Annotated in this window: 17 protein-coding genes; 10 read left to right on the top strand and 7 right to left on the bottom strand. The window is 66.1% G+C overall.

Going from position 1 to position 18,663, the window contains the following annotated elements; genetic code table 11:
- Positions 1-361 precede the first annotated feature (361 nt).
- Both purN and purM read right to left on the bottom strand, forming a co-directional pair.
- Positions 362-958: a phosphoribosylglycinamide formyltransferase gene (gene purN / locus Q0R27_RS01010; RefSeq protein ID WP_293940228.1), complete on the bottom strand. Its 597-nt coding sequence runs from the start codon at positions 956-958 to the stop codon at positions 362-364.
- Entirely contained in the window at positions 945-2,039 is a 1,095-nt protein-coding gene (gene purM, locus Q0R27_RS01015; protein ID WP_293940229.1) for a phosphoribosylformylglycinamidine cyclo-ligase, read from the bottom strand. Before purM ends, purN begins: the two co-directional genes overlap by 14 nt.
- A 134-nt stretch (positions 2,040-2,173) precedes the next feature.
- Here purM and Q0R27_RS01020 point away from each other — a divergent pair, with 134 nt between their 5' ends.
- Genes Q0R27_RS01020 through Q0R27_RS01035 form a run of 4 tightly spaced genes read left to right on the top strand, consistent with a single transcriptional unit; the run spans position 2,174 to position 7,694 of the window.
- The gene (locus Q0R27_RS01020) at positions 2,174-3,436 is read left to right on the top strand and encodes a heavy-metal-associated domain-containing protein (RefSeq protein ID WP_293940230.1); all 1,263 of its coding nucleotides are present in this window, start codon (positions 2,174-2,176) and stop codon (positions 3,434-3,436) included.
- An 8-nt stretch (positions 3,437-3,444) separates the two neighbouring features.
- The gene (locus Q0R27_RS01025) at positions 3,445-4,074 is read left to right on the top strand and encodes a DnaA/Hda family protein (RefSeq protein ID WP_293940231.1); all 630 of its coding nucleotides are present in this window, start codon (positions 3,445-3,447) and stop codon (positions 4,072-4,074) included.
- Positions 4,071-6,221 (top strand): RNA degradosome polyphosphate kinase, encoded by a 2,151-nt coding sequence (locus Q0R27_RS01030; RefSeq protein ID WP_293940232.1) that lies wholly within the window; start codon positions 4,071-4,073, stop codon positions 6,219-6,221. Before Q0R27_RS01025 ends, Q0R27_RS01030 begins: the two co-directional genes overlap by 4 nt.
- Positions 6,222-7,694: a Ppx/GppA family phosphatase gene (locus Q0R27_RS01035; protein WP_293940233.1), complete on the top strand. Its 1,473-nt coding sequence runs from the start codon at positions 6,222-6,224 to the stop codon at positions 7,692-7,694.
- A gap of 16 nt (positions 7,695-7,710) precedes the next feature.
- Here the strand turns inward: Q0R27_RS01035 and Q0R27_RS01040 are convergent, their stop codons facing one another.
- Together Q0R27_RS01040 and rnd are read right to left on the bottom strand one after the other, a co-directional pair.
- Positions 7,711-7,995, bottom strand: a complete 285-nt coding sequence (locus Q0R27_RS01040) for an I78 family peptidase inhibitor (protein ID WP_293940234.1) — start codon at positions 7,993-7,995, stop codon at positions 7,711-7,713.
- 1 nt (position 7,996) lies between these two features.
- The gene (gene rnd, locus Q0R27_RS01045) at positions 7,997-9,181 is read right to left on the bottom strand and encodes a ribonuclease D (RefSeq protein WP_293940235.1); all 1,185 of its coding nucleotides are present in this window, start codon (positions 9,179-9,181) and stop codon (positions 7,997-7,999) included.
- A gap of 108 nt (positions 9,182-9,289) precedes the next feature.
- On the opposite strand from rnd, the gene aspS reads away from it, so the two are divergent.
- Positions 9,290-11,092, top strand: a complete 1,803-nt coding sequence (aspS, locus tag Q0R27_RS01050) for an aspartate--tRNA ligase (RefSeq protein WP_293940236.1) — start codon at positions 9,290-9,292, stop codon at positions 11,090-11,092.
- Positions 11,093-11,205: 113 nt separating this feature from the next.
- The gene (locus Q0R27_RS01055; RefSeq protein ID WP_293940237.1) at positions 11,206-11,895 is read left to right on the top strand and encodes a polyphosphate kinase; all 690 of its coding nucleotides are present in this window, start codon (positions 11,206-11,208) and stop codon (positions 11,893-11,895) included.
- A 79-nt stretch (positions 11,896-11,974) separates the two neighbouring features.
- Here the strand turns inward: Q0R27_RS01055 and Q0R27_RS01060 are convergent, their stop codons facing one another.
- Genes Q0R27_RS01060 through Q0R27_RS01070 form a run of 3 tightly spaced genes read right to left on the bottom strand, consistent with a single transcriptional unit; the run spans position 11,975 to position 14,465 of the window.
- Positions 11,975-12,883 carry an aspartate carbamoyltransferase catalytic subunit gene (locus Q0R27_RS01060; protein ID WP_293940238.1) on the bottom strand — a complete coding sequence of 303 codons (909 nt, stop codon included), beginning with the start codon at positions 12,881-12,883 and terminating at the stop codon, positions 11,975-11,977.
- 11 nt (positions 12,884-12,894) lie between these two features.
- Positions 12,895-13,371 (bottom strand): Holliday junction resolvase RuvX, encoded by a 477-nt coding sequence (ruvX, locus tag Q0R27_RS01065; protein ID WP_293940239.1) that lies wholly within the window; start codon positions 13,369-13,371, stop codon positions 12,895-12,897.
- On the bottom strand, positions 13,362-14,465 hold the full coding sequence (locus Q0R27_RS01070; protein ID WP_293940240.1) for a DUF3089 domain-containing protein: 1,104 nt from the start codon (positions 14,463-14,465) through the stop codon (positions 13,362-13,364). Before Q0R27_RS01070 ends, ruvX begins: the two co-directional genes overlap by 10 nt.
- 74 nt (positions 14,466-14,539) lie before the next feature.
- On the opposite strand from Q0R27_RS01070, the gene gatC reads away from it, so the two are divergent.
- The 4 genes from gatC to gatB are packed head-to-tail and all read left to right on the top strand — an operon-like array spanning position 14,540 to position 18,655.
- Positions 14,540-14,827 (top strand): Asp-tRNA(Asn)/Glu-tRNA(Gln) amidotransferase subunit GatC, encoded by a 288-nt coding sequence (gene gatC, locus Q0R27_RS01075; protein ID WP_293940241.1) that lies wholly within the window; start codon positions 14,540-14,542, stop codon positions 14,825-14,827.
- The gene (gene gatA, locus Q0R27_RS01080; protein WP_293940242.1) at positions 14,827-16,308 is read left to right on the top strand and encodes an Asp-tRNA(Asn)/Glu-tRNA(Gln) amidotransferase subunit GatA; all 1,482 of its coding nucleotides are present in this window, start codon (positions 14,827-14,829) and stop codon (positions 16,306-16,308) included. Before gatC ends, gatA begins: the two co-directional genes overlap by 1 nt.
- Positions 16,305-17,195, top strand: a complete 891-nt coding sequence (locus Q0R27_RS01085; protein WP_293940243.1) for an FkbM family methyltransferase — start codon at positions 16,305-16,307, stop codon at positions 17,193-17,195. Before gatA ends, Q0R27_RS01085 begins: the two co-directional genes overlap by 4 nt.
- On the top strand, positions 17,192-18,655 hold the full coding sequence (gatB, locus tag Q0R27_RS01090) for an Asp-tRNA(Asn)/Glu-tRNA(Gln) amidotransferase subunit GatB (protein ID WP_293940244.1): 1,464 nt from the start codon (positions 17,192-17,194) through the stop codon (positions 18,653-18,655). Before Q0R27_RS01085 ends, gatB begins: the two co-directional genes overlap by 4 nt.
- Positions 18,656-18,663 lie beyond the last annotated feature (8 nt).

Consider the following 18,663-nt stretch of genomic DNA (forward strand, 5'->3'; position numbering starts at 1 on the left):
CTGCCGTGACTCTTGGGAAAATACGGCTCAAGCCGCGCCATCTGCTCGTCCGTCAGCCAGTACAGGTTGCTCATGCTCCGTCTCCTTGCGGAGCCTGAATCAGATCGCGCCTCTCAAATCAATGGGTCCTGACCCTAGCGCTGTCACTTATATCGCCCCGCTGTGGAAAGTCGGTTTCAGTGAATACAAAGCTGTCTGTCGTTGGCAAGACTTTATCCTGAACACCTTCGAATGCTAAGTTGGACCGCAGTTTTCGAAATCAAGCGCTCAAAACTCGTCCGCGACCGTCATCAATTTCCCCAACCGCGCCGGCGCGACCGCTTGGCAGCGTTTGCCAGCCACTTCGCGACATGATCCAAGTTCACTCGGGGTCGCGCTCGCGGCTGACGTAGGCGGCGAGTGCGCGCGGGAGGAGTTGGTGCTCGGCGATGCGCACGCGTTCCTCGAGCGACGCCACCGTGTCCCCGGGCAGGATGGCGACCTTCGTCTGGGCAAGGATCGGGCCGCCATCGAGCTCGGCGGTGACGAGGTGGACCGTGCAGCCGGCGTGGGCATCGCCCGCGTCGAGCGCCGCCGAGTGGGTATGAAGCCCGCGATAGTTGGGGAGCAGCGAGGGATGGATGTTGAGCATCCGCCCGTGCCACGCCGCGACGAACGCGTCGGGCACGATCCGCATGAACCCGGCGAGCACGACGTATTCTGCCGACGCCTCGCGAAGAACGCGGTTGAGGTCGTTGAAAAATTGCGTTTTTGTCGCAACGGTTGGGGAGGGGAAGCGAACCACTCGCACGCCCTCCGACTCGGCCAACGCCAGCCCCGGCGCGTCGGGCTTGTCGCCGCTGACCAGCACGATTTTATAGGGGCAATCCGTTGCGCGAGCGGCATAGATCAGCGCCGCCATGTTCGACCCCCGACCCGAGATCAGGACCGCGACTCGCGCCTTTTCAGCCATGGACATGGGTCGCGGACCAGGTGTCGCGCGCGCTCCACGTTTCGGCCGATCCGCCGACCGTGCAGCCGCGCGGGCCGTCTTCGATCCAGCCGATGCGGAACACCTGTTCGCCGGCATAGACCAGCCCGTCGGTGACCGCCTCGACGTCGGCCTCGCGAACGATCGCGACCATGCCGATGCCGCAGTTGAAGGTGCGCGCCATCTCGGCCGGTTCGACCCGCCCGCCGGCCTGCAGCTGCGCGAACAGTCGGGGCAGGGGCCAGGCATCGGCGTCGATCTTCGCATGAACGCCGTCGGGCAGCACTCGCGGGACATTTTCGAGCAGCCCGCCGCCGGTAATGTGGGCGAGGCCCTTGATCCGTCCAGAGCGGACCTCTGAAAGGAGCGATTTTACGTAAATCCGGGTGGGCTCGAGCAGTGCGTCGCCGAGCAAGCGGTCGGGATCGAACCGCGCCGGCCGGTCGAGCTTCCACCCTTCCTGCTCGACGATCCGCCGCACCAGGCTGAAGCCGTTGGAATGGACCCCCGAACTGCCGAGGCCGAGGATGACGTCACCCGTGGCGATCTCGGCGCCGGTCAGCGCCTCGCCGCGCTCGACCGCCCCGACGCAGAAGCCGGCGAGGTCATAGTCGCCCGGCGCATACATGCCCGGCATTTCCGCCGTCTCGCCGCCGATCAGCGCGCAGCCCGCCTGCCGGCAGCCTTCCGCGATCGATGCGACGACCGCCACCGCAACGTCATTGTCCAATTTGCCGGTGGCGAAATAGTCCAGGAAGAACAACGGCTCGGCGCCCTGCACGACAAGATCGTTGGCGCACATCGCCACAAGGTCGATGCCGACCCCGTCATGTCGCCCGGCCTCGATCGCCAGCTTGAGTTTTGTCCCGACCCCGTCGTTGGCGGCGACCAGCAAGGGGTCCTTGTACCCCGCCGCCTTGAGGTCGAAGAACCCGCCGAATCCGCCAAGTTCGGCATCAGCGCCCGGTCGCCGGGTCGACTTCGCGAGCGGCCCGATCGCCTTTACGAGGGCATTGCCGGCGGCGATCGACACGCCCGCGTCGGCGTAGGTCATGGGCTTTTGCGTCATGGCAGGCGCCATAGTGGCTGATCGTCGGCGGGGAAAGCGCCTGGGCTTTGTCCGGCGGCATGAATCAGCCGCTCAGGCAAATCACCATATCGTGCTTGGTTTTCCACGCCGTTATCGCCAAAAGCCGGGCTGCAATGAAGTTTCGCCGTCCGCTCCCCTTATTCGCCGCCATGCTCGCGATCGCCGGCTTCGGCAGTGCGCTCATCGCGCAGCTGGAGAGCGGCGACCGCGGCATCCTCCCGCTCGACAGCTCGGGTGTGCTCGAGGTCGGCGGCATCCACGTCGATATCGGTGGCGAGACGGCCGAAGCGGCGCGCTACGCCGGCTGGCGTGAGGCGCAGCGAATCGGCTTCAGGATGCTTTGGGCCAAGGCCAACAATGCGCCGCTGAACCAAGCGCCGGCGGTCGATGATGCCACGCTCGACGATCTCGTCAGCTCGATCAGTATTGAGAAGGAGCAGATCGGGCCCGGCCGCTACATCGCCGACCTGGGTGTGCTGTTTGATCGCTCGCGCGCGGCGTCGCTGGTCGGCATGGCCGGCGACAACCGCCGGTCGGAGCCGATGCTGCTGATGCCGGTCATGATCAGTGGGGGCACCCCGACCGCGCTCGAGACGCGCAACGCCTGGCAACGCGCGTGGGCGTCGTTCCGCACCTCGACCAGCGCGATCGACTATGTTCGCCCGTCGGGGTTGGGGGTCGACCCGCTGCTGGTCAACGCCGCGCAGGTCGATCGGCCCGGGCGCGCCTGGTGGCGCAATATCCTCGATTATTATGGCGCGGCGGACATCCTCGTCGCGCAGGTCGAAGTTCATCGCCTGTTCCCCGGGGGCCCGGCAAGCGCGCATTTCGTCGCCCGCCACGGGCCGGACGGCGAGGTTGTCGGAAGCTTCGATATTCACGACCGCGACGGCGGCGACCTCCAGCCGTTGATGAACAAGGGGGCGCAGCAGATGGACCAGCTATTCACCGCGGCTCTCAATTCGGGCCGACTCCATCGCGACCGATCGCTCAACCTGCCGCCAGCGGCGCCTTCGCCGGAAGAAGCAGCCGCAGAGCAAGTGGTGACCGACGTGGCGCCCGCCCAAGCGTATCAGCTTCTCGTTGCCGCGCCCGACGCGGCGTGGCTGTCCTACGCGATTGGCAGCATTCGTTCGGTACCCGGGGTCGACTCGGTGACCGAAACCAGTGTCGCGCTCGGTGGGACGAGCAGCGTCGTCGCAGCCTATCATGGCGACATTTCCGCGCTCCGCGCCGCGCTGATGGCGCGCGGCTGGAGCGTCGATTACGAGAGCGGCCAGCTGCGCCTGTCGCGGAGTGCCGGGTCCACAGCGCCGACCGCTCCCTCGGCTCCGCTCGCGCCGCAGTCTGGTGCCGCGCCGCCGCCGCGCCCATGACTCGTGGCATGACCCGTGGCCCGGACCAGATTGCGCTCCCGCTCGATTGGCCTCAGGCCGGGGACGCCGAGCGGTTCATCCTTGGCGACGCCAATCGCGAGGCGTCCGAGCATTTTCGCAAATGGTCGATGTGGCCGGTCAAGGCGACCGTCCTGACCGGCCCGCGGCGATCGGGCCGCTCGCTCCTTGCGCGCAATTTCGTCGAGCGGGTCAAGGGCCGGCTGTTCGACAATGCGCAGGACCATGACGAAGAGACGATGTTCCACGCCTGGAACGCTGCGCAGGACAGTGGCCGGCCGCTGGTCATCGTGTCCGACGAGGTGCCGCCGGTCTGGGACATCCGCCTGCCCGACCTGCGGACGCGGCTGGCGATTACCCCGGTGGTGCGGATCGGCCAACCCGACGATGCGCTGTTCACGGCGCTGGTCCAGCTGGGTTTTGCTGACCGCGGCCTGTTCATGCCGCCCGACGCACTGCGCTACGTCGCAAGCCGGGTCGAGCGGAGCTACTGGACCGCCGAGCGTGTCGTTGAGGCAGTCGACCGGTTCGCCTTCGCCGAACGCGCGCGTCTGACCCTTCCGGTCATCCGCCGCGCGCTGGCCGAAGCCGGACTCATCGCGGAGGGCAAGGCGGCGTGAGCTCGCGCGAAGACATCACCATTGCCCCGCCGCCGAAGCTCCATTTCGGTCCGGAGCGCTTTTTCAATCGCGAACTGTCGTGGCTAGCCTTTAACCGCCGAGTGCTCGAGGAAGCCGAGAATGGCGCGCACCCGCTGCTCGAACGGCTGCGATTCCTGTCGATCTCGGGCTCCAACGTCGACGAATTCTTCATGGTCCGCGTCGCCGGCCTCAAGGGCCAGCAACTTCTCGGCGTCGAAGAGCGCTCGACCGACGGCCTCACCCCGACGCAACAACTCACCGCGATCGCCGACGAGGCGGACGCGCTCGTCGTTGCCCAGCAGAAGGAATGGATCGTCCTTCGCGAATGTCTCGCCGAGCGCGATTTCGAGGTGCTCGCGGTCGAGGAACTGACCTCCGACGAACGAACCTGGCTCGACAAGCATTTTCGCGAGCAGATCCTGCCTGTGCTGACCCCGCAGGCGATCGACCCGTCGCATCCCTTCCCGCACATTCCAAATGGCACCTTCAGTCTGGTCTTCAGCCTCGAAACCCCGGTCGAGCGTGAGCCGGTGGTCGAATTGCTGATGATCCCGCAGTCCTTGCCGCGGTTCATCCGGCTGCCCGGCGCGGCTTACCGCTATATCGCCATCGACGCGCTCATCCGCGACCAGTTCGACCTGTTATTCCCCGGATTCACCGTGCTCGGCAGCGGCGCTTTCCGGGTGCTCCGCGACAGCGACATCGAGGTCGAGGAGGAAGCCGAGGACCTCGTCCGCTATTTCCGCACCGCCATCAAGCGTCGCCGCCGCGGCCGCGTCATCCGCCTCGAATTTCTCGCCGATACGCCCGAGGACCTCGAGGCGATGGTCCGCACCGGACTTCATGCCGAAGTCGCGCTGGTCGCCGAAAGCGCCGGGTTCATCGGCATCTCCGACCTCGCGCAACTGGTCGAGGTCGACCGTCCCGACCTTAAATTCTCGCCCTACAGTCCGCGCTTCCCCGAGCGGGTGATGGAGCATCAGGGCGACTGTTTCGCCGCGATCCGCGCCAAGGATTTCGTCGTCCACCACCCCTACGAAAGTTTCGAGGTGGTCGTCGCCTTCCTCCGCCAGGCGGCAGAGGACCCCGATGTCGTCGCAATCAAGCAGACCCTCTACCGCGCCGGCAAGCAATCGGCGATCGTCGACGCGCTGGTCGCCGCCGCCGAAGCCGGCAAGTCGGTCACCGCCGTCGTCGAGCTCAAGGCGCGGTTTGACGAGGAACAGAATCTGCTCTGGGCAAGCCGCCTCGAACGCGCCGGGGTCCAGGTGATCTATGGCTTCGTCGAGTGGAAAACCCACGCCAAAGTTTCGATGGTGTTCCGCCGCGAAGGCGGGACGATGCGCACCTATTGCCACTTCGGCACCGGCAATTATCATCCCACGACCGCGCGCATCTACACTGACCTGAGCTTCTTCACCGCCAGCCGCCGCGCCGCACGCGATGCCGCGAAACTGTTCAACCTGATTACCGGCTATGTCCCCCCCAAGGGGCTCGAATTGTTGACCCTGTCGCCCAAATATATGCGCGAGCGGATCATCGCCCTGATCGACATCGAGATCGCCAACGCGCGCGAGGGCCGGCCGGCCGCCCTATGGGCCAAGATGAACAGCCTCGTCGACCCGATCGTCATCGACAAGCTCTACGAGGCGAGCGAGAAGGGCGTGTCGATCGATCTCATCATCCGCGGTGTGTGCTGCCTTCGCCCGGGCATTGCAGGCCTCTCGTCACGGATCCGGGTCAAGTCGATTGTCGGCCGATTCCTCGAGCACAGCCGCATCTGGTGCTTCGCCAACGGTTCGCGCCTGCCGAGCGCCAGGGCGCGCGTCTATATCTCGTCTGCCGACTGGATGCCGCGCAACTTCGACCGCCGTGTGGAGTTCATGATGCCATTGGAGAATCCCACTGTGCATGCGCAGGTGCTCGACCAGGTCATGCTCGCCAACCTCATCGACAATGAGCAGAGCTGGAAGCTCGACCCTTCGGGTACCTACACCCGCGTCAAGCCGGGCAAGCGGCCGTTCAACCTCCACCATTATTTCATGACCAACCCATCACTGTCGGGCCGTGGCGCGGCGCTGGGCGGCAAGGCCGTACCCAAGCTCCGTCTGACCCAGCGCGGCTAAATGCGCGCAACGCTCCCCCGCCCCTTCGGCCCGGTAGGCATTATCGACATTGGTTCGAATTCGGTCCGGTTCGTGGTGTTTGGCGGCAGCGCCCGCGTCCCCAGCACCTTTTTCAACGAAAAGATCATGGCCGCGCTCGGCAAGGGCCTCGTCATGAACGGCGCGCTCGAGGATAAGGCGGTCTCGGAAACGCTCGAGGCGCTCGCCCGCTTCCGTTTACTGGGAAAAGAGATGGGGCTGCGCAAGCTCCACACCGTGGCCACCGCAGCGGTGCGCGATGCCTCGAATGGTCCCGACTTCCTGCGCAAGGTCACCGCGCTCGGTCTGAAGCCAAGGTTGCTCAACGGGGCGGAAGAGGCCGAGCTCGCCGGCCTCGGCGTCATTTCGGGCATTCCGCGCGCAATGGGTGTGGCCGCGGACCTTGGCGGCGGCAGTCTCGAACTGGTCGGCATCGCGCGTGGCGCGGTCGGGGAGGGGGTATCGCTTCCGCTCGGCGTATTACGCGTCGGTGAAGACCCGCGCGTCGCCGACCTCATCCCCCAGATCACCGCCGCGCTGGGCAAGGGCCGCTTGCGCGATGCGGCGCTCGGCAATGGACTTTACCTCGTCGGCGGGTCGTTCCGCGCACTTGGACTACTCGACCTCAAGCTGTCCAAGCACCCGCTCCCGATCGTCCACCAGCATCGCATCACGCCGATGCGCATCGCCGAGCTGCGCGCCATCCTCCGCGAACGGCCGCTCGACGAGGTCAAGCAGGTCGCCGGGGTGTCGCGTAGCCGCCTGCCGACGCTGGGTGCCGCAGCGGCGCTGCTCGACGCACTCATGCACCTCCTCGGCCCGCGCAAGGTCGTCGTCAGCGCCTATGGCCTGCGCGAGGGGTTGCTGTTCCGCGATCTCGACGAAGCGACCAAGGCGCAGGATCCGCTCCTCGCCGCTGCGCTCGATGTTGGCGAACAGCTCGGCCGGTTCGGCGACCATGGCGCCGCGCTCGATCAGTGGATCGCCCCACTCTTCCTCGACGACAGCCCGATGCTCGCCCGGCTCCGCCTCGCCGCCTGCCTTCTCGCGGACATCGCCTGGAACGCCCACCCCGATTTTCGCGCCGAGCGGGCGGTCGACATGGCGGTGCACGGCAACTGGGTCGGCATCGACGCCCACGGCCGCGCACTTCTGGGTAGAGCCTTGTCCTCGGCGTTCGGTGGCGACGGCGGGTTCAGCAAGTCGCTGCTCGTGCTGCTCGCGCCGGGCGAGAACGACCGCGCCATTGCCTGGGGTCGCGCAATCCGTCTCGCCCAGCGGCTCAGTGGTGGCACCGAGACGCTCCTTCGCAAGAGCCGGGTCGAACTGACCCCGAAGCGCATCACGCTGACCATCTCACCGCGTTTCCAGGCACTTTACGGCGAAGCGATCGAGCGCCGGTTGAGGCAATTGGCAATGTCGTTGGGCCGCGAACCGGCGATCCGGTTCGGCTAGCGCGCCTAATCATGGCCTAGCCGCAGCGCAGCTCCATTACACGGTTGTCCGGACCTAGCCGCACCGTCAGCCGGTCGGCGCGGAAATCCTGGGTGATCATCGTTCCGACCGGCACCCAGCGCAGAACGGCGGCATTCGATTTCGCCAAGAGCTCCGCGCCCAGCGCCGCGCTCGCGGGAGACCCGATGTAGCTGTCCACCGCGCCAATCACGCAGGCGCCCCCAGCCGTCTCCCCACGCACCGGGATCGCCGGCCTCGCAGTGGCGCAGGCGGCCAGCGAAATGGTCAGCAGAAGCGCCATCCTACGCATCTTCGCTCACCACCACCGTCCGCGTCATCTTGAGCTTGCCATTCTCCGTCGCGAACGCGAGCCGCCCCTCGACGAGGTCGAGCGCATCGCGCCCGAACTCCTCGAATCGCCATCCCGACAGGATGTTGAGATCCTTGCGCACGCCAGCCGCGAGCGCCTCGAGCTCGTCCGATCGCGCGATCAGCTTCGACGCGACCCCGGTTTCCTTCGAACGAATCTTCAGGAGCAGCTTGAGCAGATCGCTGACCAGCGCGGCATCCTTGGTCAGGCCCGGCCGGTTCGGCTCGCGCGTTGGCATTTCCTCCGCGCTCAATGGCTTGGCGGCGAGGACCGCGGTCATCAGCCGTGCACCGATGTCGTTCGAACGCCAGCCCGCCGACAGCCCGCGGACCTTGCCGAGATCGTCCTGCGACTTGGGTGGATGCGACGCCAGTTCGCCGAGCGTATCGTCCTTGATGATGCGTCCTCGCGGAAGATTTTTCCCACGTGCCTCGGTTTCACGCCACGCCGCGATCGCCTTCAGCCGCCCGAGCACCAGCGGGTTGCGCCCCGGCAGTTTGAGCCGTTTCCACGCATGTTCGGTATCGAACGCGAAGCTCGACGGATCGGCCAGTCGTTCCATCTCCTCGTCGAGCCACGCCCCGCGCCCGTTACGCCGCAACTTGTCGACCATCCGCGGAAAAATCTCGGCGAGGTGAGTGACGTCGGCGATGGCATAATCGATCTGGCGCTTATCGAGTGGCCGCCGGCTCCAGTCAGTGAACCGCGCGCCCTTGTCGAGGCTGTGGCCGAGCATCGATTCAATCAGGTTCGAGTAACCGATTTGCTCGCCGTGACCGAGCGCCATCGCCGCGATCTGCGTATCGAACAGCGGCACCGGCATCTTGCCGGTCAGCGTGTAGACGATCTCCAGGTCCTGCCCGCCGGCGTGGAACACCTTCATCACGTCATGGTTGTCGACCAGCAGTTCGAGCAACGGTGCCATGTTGAGCCCGCTCGCCATCGGATCGATCGCCGCCGCCTCGTCGACCGAAGCGATCTGGAGCAGGCACAGCTCGGGCCAATAGGTGTTCTCGCGCATGAACTCGGTGTCCACGGCGACGAACGGATGCTGCGAAAGGCGCTGACACAGCGCGGATAGCTCGGCGCTGGTGTCGATCAGGGGATGAATCTTCATGTTGGACGGGGCCATAGCCCGGCTTGCCCGCCTTGACAAAAGGGGAGGGGGAGGGGAAGCGCCGCGCCTGCTTGCGCCCCCGTCCGGCCGGCCGACGAAGAGAGAAATATGCACGCCTATCGCACCCACACCTGCGCCCAGCTGCGCGCATCCGACGTCGGATCGACCGCGCGCCTGTCCGGCTGGATCCACCGCAAGCGCGATCATGGCGGAGTGCTGTTCGTCGATTTGCGCGATCATTATGGCCTGACCCAGATCGTCTGCAAGGCGGGGAGCGAGGCACTGGCGCTGCTCGACTCGCTGCGCGTCGAATCGGTCGTCACGATCACCGGCGACGTCGTCGGGCGCGAGGGCGGCGCGGTGAATGCCCGCCTCTCGACCGGCGATATAGAGGTCTTTGCGCGCGAGGTCGAAGTCCAGTCGGCCGCCGCCGAACTCCCCATGCCGGTCGCCGGCGAGGCCGAATATCCCGAAGATATCCGCCTCAAATACCGTTATCTCGACCTTCGCCGAGAACGGCTCCACGCCAACATCATGCTCCGCTCGGCGGTCATCGCCTCGATCCGCAAGCGCATGATCGATCAGGGTTTCTTCGAATTCCAAACCCCGATCCTGACTGCGTCCAGCCCCGAAGGCGCGCGCGATTACCTGGTCCCGTCGCGGGTCCACCCCGGCAAATTCTACGCGCTCCCGCAGGCGCCGCAGATGTTCAAGCAACTCCTCATGGTCGCCGGCTTCGACCGCTACTTCCAGATCGCCCCCTGCTTCCGTGATGAAGACGCCCGTGCCGACCGCTCGCCCGGCGAATTCTACCAGCTCGACTTCGAGATGAGCTTCGTCACGCAGGACGACGTGTTCGCCGCGATCGAGCCCGTCCTCGCCGGCCTGTTCGCCGAATTCGCGGGCGGCAAGTCGGTCACCCCGGCGGGCGAGTTCCCGCGCATTCCCTACCGCGAATCGCTGCTGAAGTACGGCAGCGACAAGCCCGACCTGCGCAACCCGCTGTTGATCGCCGACGTCGGCGCGCACTTCGTCGGATCGGGCTTCGGCCTGTTCGCGGGGCTGGTCGAAAAGGGCATGTCGGTTCGCGCGGTGCCCGCGCCGAACACCGCCGAAAAAAGCCGCAAATTCTTTGACGAGATGAACGACTGGGCGCGCGGCGAAGGCTATGCCGGCCTCGGCTATGCCACCCGCAAGGGCGGCGAGTGGGGCGGCCCCATTGCCAAGAACCACGGTGCCGAGGGCATGGACAAACTCGCCGCCGAGCTCGGCCTCGGCCCCGACGACGGCCTGTTCTTCGCCGCTGGGCCCGAGGCGCAGGCCGCCAAGCTCGCCGGGCTCGCGCGCACCCGCGTCGCCGAGCAACTCGGGCTGATCGAGCAAGGCTCGTTCAAATTCTGTTGGATCGTCGACTTTCCGATGTTTGAATATGACGAGGAAGCCAAGAAGGTCGACTTCAGCCACAACCCCTTCTCAATGCCCCAGGGCGAGCTCGAGGCGCTCGAGTCCAAGAACCCGCTCGACATCCTCGCGTGGCAGTATGACATCGTCTGCAACGGCGTCGAACTGTCGTCGGGCGCGATCCGCAACCATCGCCCCGACATCATGTACAAGGCGTTCGAAATCGCCGGCTATACGCGCGACCAAGTCGACGAAAGCTTCCCCGGGATGATCGGCGCGTTCAAGTACGGCGCCCCCCCGCACGGCGGCTCTGCGCCCGGGATCGACCGCATCGTCATGCTGCTGGCCGACGAGCCCAACATCCGCGAAGTAATCCTCTTCCCGATGACCCAGAAGGCCGAGGACCTGATGATGAACGCGCCCGCGCCGGTCAGCGACCGCCAGCTCAAGGAATTGTCGATCCGCCTTGTCGCCGATGGTCCCAAGACCGGTCCCAAAGCGGGAAGCTGATCCGGTCGGGCTGATTGCGGCCCCAATCCGGATGCGATACGCATCCGCCCGTGCCAATCGATTTAACGAAATTTGAACGAGGCGACTCGGCTGGCGGCGCCGAGCCCGGCGCCTTGGCTGATCGGCTGGCGCACCTCCAGCTCGCCCAGATCGTCCACCGCCGCCGCGCGATCATCCTGTTCGAGGGTTGGGATGCGTGCGGCAAGCGCAGCGCGGTCCGCGGCCTCGCCGGCGCCTGGGATCCATGCGCCTTCGCCACTCACTGCCTGTCCGCCCCCGACCAGGATCGCCACTGGCTCGCCGCTTACTGGAGCTGCCTGCCCGGCGCAGGTACCAGTTCGCTGTTCCACGGCAGCTGGTATCGGTACGTTGCGGACGAGCGGCTCGCAGGCCGCCTTGCCGACAAGGCCTGGGCTCGCCGCTGCGACGAGATCAACGAATTCGAAGCGCAGCAACGCGATCATGGCACGCTGATCGTAAAGCTGTTCTTCCACGTCACCGCCGAGGTGCAGGCGCGCCGGATCGCGAAACGCGACGCCGATCCGTGGCGGCGCTGGCTCGCCCCATCCGGCGATCGTCGTGGACAGCCGACGCGCGAGCTGCGGCAAGCGACGTGGACCGACCTGCTGTCCCACACCGACACGCGTTGGGCGCCGTGGACGCTGATCGACGCCAACGGACAGGACGCCGGGGCCGAAGCCGCGCTCGGCGCGATTATCGGTGCTTTCGAGAAGAATATTCCGCTCGACCCCCCGGCCGAAGCCGACAAGGTCGTCCCGATCGGCCAGCAGAAAGCCGGCTGAAGCGGTCTAAGCTATGATTAGAGCCTGATTCACGCTTTCGGTGGAAGCGCAATGCACTTCCGCCTCAACCGATCAGGCTCTAGGCTGCGGCGACTCGTTCGGCGGTGAGCAGGTCGAGGCAGGCCATCCGCACCGCGACCCCCATCTCGACCTGGAGCGTAATCAGCGAGCGCTGCGCATCGTCCGCCAGCGCGCCCGCGATCTCGACCCCGCGATTGATCGGACCGGGGTGCATGATCGCGGCGTGCGGCGCGGCGCGCGCCAGCCGCTCGGCGGTGAGGCCGTAGCGCGCCAGATATTCCCCCGGCGCATCGCCCAGATCCTCGGTCATCCGCTCGCGCTGAACGCGGAGCATCATGACCACATCGGCCCCGTCCACCGCCTCGTCGATCGAAGCGACCGAGCGCGGCAGGTCGTCGGGCATCAGCGACGGCGGACCGGCGAGCCGCAACTCAACTCCAAGCCGACTGAGCAGCTTGACGTTAGACCGCGCCACCCGGCTATGCTTGAGGTCTCCGCAGATTGCGACCTTCAGCCCGGCGATCCGGCCGAACCGCTGGCGGATCGTCGCGGCGTCGAGCAGCGCCTGGGTCGGATGCTCGCCGATGCCGTCGCCGGCGTTGATGACCGGACAATCCATGATCGCCGCGATACTCGCCGGCGCGCCGACGTCGCGATGACGGATAACGAGCGCATCGGGGCGCATTGCGTTGAGCGTGAGCGCCGTATCCTCGAGCGTCTCGCCCTTCTTGATGCTCGACCGCTCGACCTGCATCGCGACCGACTGAGCGCCCAGCCGGTTGGCGGCGATCTCGAACGACAGCAGGGTGCGCGTCGAATCTTCGAAGAAGGCGTTGATGATCGTCAGCCCGTCGAGCCGCCTGGCATTGCGCCGCGGCTGGCGATTATAGGCGAACCAGCGCGCGCCCTCGTCGAGGATGAGGCCGATCTGCGCGTCCAAGAGATTGTCGATCGAGAGCAGGTGCATGAGGGCGTGACCTAGTCGTCGCGCGGCAAATTGGCCAGCGCGTCGATCGCGCCCTGCAGGATATGCGCCGCAGCCAGCTTGTCGACCGCCGCCGCGCGCTTGGCCCGCGACACATCGGCGGCGATCATCGCCCGCTCGACCGCCTGGGTCGACCAGCGCTCGTCCCACAGCAGGATAGGGAGATCGAGGGGAAGGAGGTTGCGCGCGAAGGCTCGCACCGACTGGGTGCGCGGACTGTCGCTCCCGTCGAGGTTGAGCGGCAAGCCGACCACCAGCCCGACCACGCCATGCCTGGCGATGAAGGCGCGCAGCAGCGCGAAATCGACGCCGAACTTGGTTCGCTGAATCGTTTCGGACGGCCCGGCGAAGCTCCACATCGCATCGCACAGCGCCAGACCGATCGTCTTGGTCCCGACATCGAGCCCGGCCAACTTCCCGGCGCTCGCCACCGCGTCGGCGAACTCGGCCGGAGCCAAGGTTAATGCCATGCCGCCACCCGCCGCGCCGCATCGGCCCGGATCGCGCCCCAAAACAGGGCGTAATCATAGACGTGGAAATTATTGCCGGGCAGCACATAGGGCCCAAGCGGCGGGATCGCGCCGTTGACGATCAGCAACCCATGCTCGCACCGCGCGCCGACGGCTTGCGGCAGCAACGTCGCGCTGGCGAAATCGGCGGTCGGAACGAGCGTCCCGGGGTTCGCCGCCGGATCAGCGGCCCCATCGCGCGTGCCAGTCAGCGGATTGACGCAGACGATATCGTCCTGCGTGCGCGAGTTCCCGGTCGGTCCCTTGGTCCCGCTCCAATTGCCGAGCATCAGCGCGGCATTGGCCGGCTCGCCGAAACTCATCCACGACAGCAGGCATCCGGTCTGCGCCGGCTTTTCGCACGCGATGAGTCTCATCGCGGGAAGGTCGGCGGCGTTCGACAGCGGCCACCCGACGACATAAGCCGCGACCAATCGCCGCTTCAGCTCATCCCGCCGATCGACCAGTAGCCGCGACACGAGCAGCGCCCCCTGGCTATGTCCGGCGAGGATGACAGGCCGGTCCTTCGGCTGGGCGGCGATGAACGTGTCGAACGCGCTGAGCACATCGCCGTAAGCAAGGTCGAGCGCCCGGGTGGCGTCCTCGCTGTTGAGCAGGAACGCCCCGAACGCCGCCTGGCGGTAGCGCGGCGCCCAGATTTCACCGACGTCGGCGAAGGCGGTCGCCTGGCTGCGCACAAACAGCGCGTCGCGCAATGCGGTGTCGCCGCCCTCGTCGACCGCGGCATTCCACTTGTCGCGATCGAGGTAAGTCGTGGGGTGGACGTAAAACACCGCTGCCCGGCGCGCTGTGCTCGTCGCCGTGACGCCGGCGGGAAGCCATCGCGATGGGTCATCGGTGAGTCCCGGCTTCGCGAGCCAGCTGAGATCGGCGTGATAATCGGGGCCCGAGCGCACCGGCGGCGGGGCGAAGTGGCCGGCCGGCGTCATCGACTTCGCCAGCACGCTCCCGCCATATTGATAGATGGCGAAGCCCGCGGCGACGGCGAGGACGATCATCCAGAAGATGAACAGCAAAAAGCGGCGCGCGCACATGGCGGGCGGCCTAGGGGAGGGGCACCGGCCCGGCAAGCTTGCCCGACCGCTGACCCGCTGATAGGCGCGCCTTCATGAGTGTAGATACCACGCAAGTCCGCCACATCGCCAAGCTCGCGCGGATCGCGATGAGCGACGAGGCGATCGAGGCGCTCGTCCCCGAATTGAACCAGATTCTCGGCTGGGTCGAACAGCTGTCGGCAGTCGACACCGAGGGGGTCGAGCCGCTCACCGCCGTGATCGAGCAGAAACTGCGCCTGCGCGACGACGTCATCGACGACGGCAACGTCCGCGACAAGGTCCTCGCCAACGCGCCCGACGCGCAGCACGGCTTCTTCGCCGTTCCCAAGGTGATCGAATAGTGACCGAACTTACCGCCAAGACGATTGCCGAGCTTCGCGAAGGGCTTGCCGCAAGGTCATTTTCGGCCCGCGAGGTTGCGACTGCCTATAATGCCGCGGTCGAGGCGGGGCGCCCGCTCAACGCCTACACCATTGAAACCCCGGAGATTGCGCTTGTCGCGGCGGATACCGCCGACAAGGCACGAGCCAGCGGAGACAGGTTAGGAGCACTGGCCGGCATCCCGCTCGGCATCAAGGATTTGTTCGCGACCGAAGGCGTCGAGACGACCGCCGGGTCGAACATCCTGAAAGGCTTCAAGCCGCAGTATGAATCGACCGTCTCGGGCAAGCTCAAGGCGGCCGGCGCGGGGATGCTCGGCAAGCTCAACATGGACGAGTTCGCGATGGGCTCGTCGAACGAGACCAGTGCCTTCGGCCCGGTGATCAGCCCGTGGCGTCGCAATGACGGCAGTAACGCGGCACTGACCCCGGGCGGCTCGTCGGGCGGATCCGCCACCGCCGTCGCCGCCGGACTCGCCGCCGGAGTCACCGGCACCGACACCGGTGGTTCGATCCGCCAGCCGGCCGCCTTCACCGGCATTTGCGGGATCAAGCCGACCTACGGCCGCTGCTCGCGCTGGGGCATCGTCGCGTTCGCCTCGTCGCTCGACCAGGCCGGGCCGATGGCCAGGACCGTCCGCGACTGCGCGATCATGCTCGAAGTGATGAGCGGGTTCGACAAGAAGGATTCGACCTCGCTCGACGTCCCCGTTCCCAAGTGGGAAGCGGATTTGTCAGGCGATCTTAAGGGTAAGCGCGTCGGTATTCCCAGGGAATATCGCATCGATGGCGTCCCCGCCGAGATCGACGCGCTGTGGGACAAGGGGGTCGAATGGCTGCGCGACGCGGGCGCCGAGCCGGTTGAGATCTCGCTTCCCCACACCGCCCACGCGCTGCCGACCTACTACATCATCGCCCCCGCCGAGGCCTCCTCGAACCTCGCTCGTTACGACGGCGTTCGCTACGGGTTGCGCGAGGAGGGGGTCAAAACTCTCGACGACATGTACGCCGCCACCCGCGCCGCGGGATTTGGAGCCGAGGTCAAGCGCCGCATCATGATCGGCACCTATGTTCTCTCGGCGGGCTTCTACGACGCCTATTTCACCAAGGCGCAGAAGGTCCGCACCTTGATCAAGCGTGATTTTACCGACGCCTTCGAGAAGTGCGATTTCATCCTCACCCCGACGGCCCCCTCGGCGGCATTCGGGCTGGCCGAAAAGATGAGCGACCCGCTTGCGATGTACTTGAACGACGTGTTCGCCGTCCCCGCGAGCCTCGCTGGCCTCCCCGCTATGTCGGTCCCCGGCGGCCTCGACGCGCAGGGCCTCCCGCTTGGCCTCCACCTCATCGGCCGCGAGCTCGACGAACAGGGTGTCCTCAACGCCGCCCTCGCCATCGAGGAGCGCGCCGGGTTCACCCACAAAGCGGAGAAATGGTGGTGAGTGTTTTCCGACCCGCGTCAGGTCATGGCCTCACCGACGGGCTGGTTCGCTTGCTTGGCCGGCGCCGCGCCTGGCGCCTGGGCCGCAAGCTCTACACAGCCGCGCGGGGCGAGGGCCAAAATACGATCCAGACAAATGGTGAGAAGACGCTGATCGAGCAGGCGATCGCAGCTTTTCCCGAAGCTGCGCCGTTTCGCGCGTGGGACGTCGGCGCCAACCTTGGCGAATGGACCGATACGCTTCTCGCTGCGGCCGCGAACCAGGGTCTGGCCGTGCGGATCAACCTGTTCGAGCCGACCCCAACTGCCTTCACCTCGCTAAGCGACAAATATGGCGACAACGCCGAAGTGACCGTCGAGCAGATCGCACTGTCGAGCAAGGCGGGGAGCGCTGAATTCGAGGTAATGGGGTCGCACGCCGGGACCAACAGCCTCAACTTGACCGGCGCGCCAGCGGGAAAGACGATCAAGGTCGCGCTGACCACCGGCGCCGACTTTCACGCCACGCACGGCGGGGGCGAGGTCCACCTCATCAAAGTCGACACCGAGGGCCACGACCTTGAGGTCCTGCGCGGGATCGAGCCGCTGCTCGCCCAGCGCGCGGTCGGCATCGTCCAGTTCGAATATAATTGGCGCTGGCTGGTCAACGGGTCCTCGATGCGCGCGGCGATGCTCCTCGCCGAACGCCATGGCTATCGCCTCGGCCGCGTCGCGCCCGACGGGCTCGAGATCTACAACAGCTGGAATGCGGAGCTAGATCGCTTCTTCGAAACTAATTTCGCGCTCGTCAGGCCCGACGTGCGGCCGCGCCTCCGCCACAGCGTGATTGGCTGGTGCGAAGGCAATCTCCCGATCGAGCGAACCGAAACGCAGGAAAACGCCCAGTGACCGACTACCGCATCCACGGCGACACCGGCGAGTGGGAGGTCGTGATCGGCCTCGAGGTGCACGCCCAGATCGTGTCGAACGCCAAGCTGTTCTCGGGTGCAGCGACCGCGTTCGGGGCCGAGCCGAACACCCAGGTCAGCCTGGTCGACGCGGCGATGCCGGGGATGCTGCCGGTGCCCAACGCCGAGTGCATCCGGCAGGCGGTGCGCACCGGGATGGCGGTGGGCGCGCAGATCAACAAATGGTCGCGCTTCGATCGCAAGAATTATTTTTACGCCGACCTCCCGCAGGGCTACCAGATTTCGCAGCTCTACCACCCGATCGTCGGTGAGGGCGCGATCGATGTGCTGGTTGACGAAAAGGACGAAGATTCGGTCAAGCGGATCGGCATCGAACGCATCCATATCGAGCAGGACGCAGGCAAGCTGATGCACGACCAGCATCCGACGATGTCCTATGTCGACCTGAACCGCTCGGGCGTCGCGCTGATGGAGATCGTGTCGCGCCCTGATATGCGTTCACCAGCCGAAACAGGTGCTTATCTGCGTAAGTTGAGAGCGATCCTGCGCTATGTCGGCAGTTGTGACGGCAATATGGAAGAGGGATCGATGCGCGCCGACGTCAATGTCAGCGTGCGCAAGCCCGGTGGGGAATTGGGCACCCGCACAGAAACCAAGAACGTCAATTCGGTCCGCTTCGTGATGGCGGTGGTCGAACATGAGGCGCGCCGTCAGGTCGAGCTGATCGAGAGCGGCGGCAAGGTCGCGCAGGAAACCCGGCTGTTCGACCCCGACAAGGGCGTCACGCGGGTGCTGCGCTCGAAGGAAGACGCGCATGATTACCGCTACTTCCCCGATCCCGACCTGCTTCCGGTCGAGCTCGACGAGGATTTTCTGGTCGCTTGCCGCGAATCGCTTCCCGAGCTCCCCGACGCCAAACGGAAACGGTTCGAGGGCCTCGGCATCGGCGCCTACAACGCCTCGGTGCTGACCGCCGAGGTCGAGATCGCGCGATGGTTCGACCAGCTGCTCGACGCCGGCGCGCCGCCACCACAGGCCGCCAACTGGGTCGCGTCCGAGCTGTTCGGCGCGCTCAACCGCACGGGACGCACGATCGAGGACAGCCCGGTAACGCCGACTAACGCCGCCGAATTGCTGAGCCTCGTCGCCGACGGCACCATCTCCGGCAGCCTCGCCAAGCAGGTGTTCGAAATCATGCTCGACACCGGGCAGGGCGCCGCCGCGATCGTCGAGGAGCGCGGGCTCAAGCAGACCTCGGACACCGGCGAGATCGATGCGATCATCGACGGTATCCTGGCTGCCAACGCTGACAAGGTTTCGCAATATAAGGCGGGCAAGGAAGCGCTGTTCGGCTTCTTCGTCGGCCAGACGATGAAGGCGATGGGGGGCAAGGCCAATCCCGGCATCGTCAACGAACGGCTCAAGGCGAAGTTGAGTTAGATCCCCTG

This window comes from Sphingomonas sp. (assembly GCF_025362505.1).
Lineage (GTDB): Bacteria > Pseudomonadota > Alphaproteobacteria > Sphingomonadales > Sphingomonadaceae > Sphingomicrobium.